Here is a 2,078-nt window from a genome sequence, read left to right as displayed (position 1 = left end):
TAATCCGTACTGAACATATTATACATTATTTTCAGTATAGTTGAGCTTATTATTGACTAGAGTCATGCTCCTTCGCTACGCAATGCTCAGGCGGCTGGTCTGAGGCTGGCTTATTCTGACCCTTGGCCCGCAGATCCGACGCCCCCGACAGATGTTGAGACGGGTCTGGAGTGGCTGGTGAAAAACTCTGGGCAAGTTTTACCGGGTAGTTTCACCACCTCTATCCCTATGGTGCTCCGCACCGCCGAGGCGACTGGCTGGGCAGGAGTATCCAACTCGGCAGAACAGAAGGGGTTGACCGCCTAATCTTCGTCTTCATCTTCTTCGTCATCTCCGTCTTCCCATTCCTCATCGAGATCCAGCAGCAGGGCATAGAGCTGATCAAAAAGCTCTGGCGGCTCATCAGGGGTGAGCAGGTAGGGATCCCCTTCGTCAGGCAGAGCGGCGTAGAGCAAAACGGGATCGAGGGGGGTAAAGATGCCGTATTTCTTCTCTTGGTAGAAAAAGGTAGCTAGCAGTTGAAACTCCTGGGCATCTTCCTCGCTCTCGCCCAGCTCGAACACATCTTCCTCTTCGACTGGGGGCAATTCCCCCTGAACCGTGAGGATGTCGAAGCCATTTTGCTGCAAGGTGAGGTTCAACTCCCCCAAGACAGCCTGGATGGTGGGCAGGGTAGCCTGTAGCTCTTCGGGATCCGGCTCGTCCAGGATCCCTTCCATGTTGGCATCGCCGTTCACCGCTTGGCTGGGTTCTTCTTCCCCTTCCCAAACCAGCACTTTGATCACAGCATCAACGGGAGTTACCAGAGCATAGGTCTGCTCGTCGATGACCACCTGCCGCAGGATCTCGCACTTGAGAGGCTGGTTTTGCTCGTCGCGGAGCACCAAGGTTTCATGGGATTCAGTCATTGAAAACAGCCCAGGGTAGGAAAGACGGGGGTGTACAGAAGCTCATTCTCCCATGTTCTGCCCCCCTGCAATGCTGAGGGATCCCTTCCAGGCCCACCGGCAGAACTCTATGCTTCGGCTTCTCCTTCTGCTTGGGTTAAGGCTTCCAGAGCCAATAAAATCTCCTCTTCTCGGCGGGCGTAGGTTTCTTCGTCAATTTCTCCCAAATCTAGCTGAATTTGCAGGGCCGTAAGTTCTTTTTGCAGGTTTTCTTTGCTATCCAGCTGTGCTTCGGCGCGTTCTTGGATCTGCTCTGCTAGCCAAAGCAAACTTTGGGCCGGCCACGTCAACAGTTGCCAAACCATCCCAGGGCCCCTAAAGCAGATGATGAGTCTTCGTAATCCTATCAATTTGGATTCTCAGGTGGCCATTGCCCCGGCCTAGCCGTGAAACTTTTTGTTCCCTTCCTCCCCAAGCTGGAAAGACTGGGACACGCACGAAGCGCCAGGGGAAACACTGGCTATTGGTGCTCAGGCAAGTCCTAGCCGCGAAGACTAATCCTCTCGCTGGTGCTTCTCGATCCACTCCATGAGCTCCCCCTCGGAATGGGTACACAGGCGCTCTCCCGTGATTGGGTCTTGGACAGACCACCAGACCATGCCGCTGCCATCTACCCACTGCCGCACCCGCAGTTCATCGCAGGCCGCCAAGACTGCCTTCAGGCTCTGCCAAAGGTGGCGCAGTCCTCTGAAGAGCGCTGAAGAGAAGGGATCCCTGCCGCCGTACTCGGCTGCCAGCTGCCGCTCTTCTTGTTTCAGCAGCTCCATCAAGCGGGTGTTGTTGGCCGCCCTAGCTGCTTCCAAACGACGGGCCAGGGAGGCTGCTATGTTTTGGCGATGGCGGGCAAGGAGACTGGTTCCACTCATTTCAGCGGCTGCATTCATAGGGCTGCTCTACATCGCTGGTACCTCTACACGATCAATCCTACCAAAAAATCTGTAGTTAAGGATACGAAAATGGAAAACTACTGGTCATGCACCCTGGCGTGTGGAGTCCAATCCCGGTGCCCTGCCTGAGAGCTGCCGGAAGTTAATCCAACAAGGGGCCACCTGAGCAGCTCAGATCAATCGGCGGCTTCCCCGGACGGATTTAAGAGGGCTAATCCACAGGCAGCAAATTCAAGCGGAGCGG

The 2,078-nt window shown here is 55.1% G+C and carries 3 protein-coding genes; all 3 read right to left on the bottom strand.

The features are described 5' to 3' along the window. Positions 1-302 precede the first annotated feature (302 nt). The gene (locus tag NW837_RS13385) at positions 303-908 is read right to left on the bottom strand and encodes a DUF3727 domain-containing protein (RefSeq protein WP_011433718.1); all 606 of its coding nucleotides are present in this window, start codon (positions 906-908) and stop codon (positions 303-305) included. A gap of 107 nt (positions 909-1,015) precedes the next feature. After that, the gene (locus tag NW837_RS13380; protein ID WP_011433717.1) at positions 1,016-1,252 is read right to left on the bottom strand and encodes a gas vesicle protein GvpG; all 237 of its coding nucleotides are present in this window, start codon (positions 1,250-1,252) and stop codon (positions 1,016-1,018) included. A gap of 189 nt (positions 1,253-1,441) precedes the next feature. After that, positions 1,442-1,813 (bottom strand): hypothetical protein, encoded by a 372-nt coding sequence (locus NW837_RS13375; protein WP_414332118.1) that lies wholly within the window; start codon positions 1,811-1,813, stop codon positions 1,442-1,444. Between the last annotated feature and the right edge of the window lie 265 nt (positions 1,814-2,078).

This window comes from Synechococcus sp. R6-10 (assembly GCF_047461815.1).
Lineage (GTDB): Bacteria > Cyanobacteriota > Cyanobacteriia > Thermostichales > Thermostichaceae > Thermostichus.
The sequence above is the reverse complement of the archived record's forward strand: the minus strand, read 5'-3'. Positions and strand labels throughout refer to the sequence as shown.

What these genes read in the sequence shown, in the direction of transcription:
- NW837_RS13375 (WP_414332118.1), bottom strand. Translation starts at nt 1,813, where the DNA reads ATGAGTGGAACCAGTCTCCTTGCCCGCCATCGCCAAAACATAGCAGCC.
- NW837_RS13380 (WP_011433717.1), bottom strand. Translation starts at nt 1,252, where the DNA reads ATGGTTTGGCAACTGTTGACGTGGCCGGCCCAAAGTTTGCTTTGGCTA.
- NW837_RS13385 (WP_011433718.1), bottom strand. Translation starts at nt 908, where the DNA reads ATGACTGAATCCCATGAAACCTTGGTGCTCCGCGACGAGCAAAACCAG.